Genomic DNA, 223 nt, shown 5'->3' with positions numbered 1-223 from the left:
CATACCGTTCTTTCATCATACTTTCATCCATCTTACAAAAGCCCCCTGATAAAAATTCCTACAAAACAGGCCAGAATTGCCAGATTACAGGCAACACCGATCTTGCAGGTCACATAATTCTTGTCCCGTTCTTTGAATCCCCGAAATCCGGTAATCACTCCCATCCATGCTCCGAAAAAGATTACAATCGAAAGCCCACCCACAAAAGCAGGCGCCTTTCCTC

The 223-nt window shown here is 44.8% G+C and carries 1 protein-coding gene; it reads right to left on the bottom strand.

Features of this window, described 5'->3' with window-relative positions:
• Positions 1-32 precede the first annotated feature (32 nt).
• A partial coding sequence (locus tag HJY11_RS14045; RefSeq protein WP_438820444.1) for a hypothetical protein occupies positions 33-223 on the bottom strand: 191 nt, incomplete at its 5' end.

The organism is Bittarella massiliensis (ex Durand et al. 2017) (assembly GCF_017566145.1).
Lineage (GTDB): Bacteria > Bacillota > Clostridia > Oscillospirales > Ruminococcaceae > Bittarella > Bittarella massiliensis_A.
The sequence above is the reverse complement of the archived record's forward strand: the minus strand, read 5'-3'. Positions and strand labels throughout refer to the sequence as shown.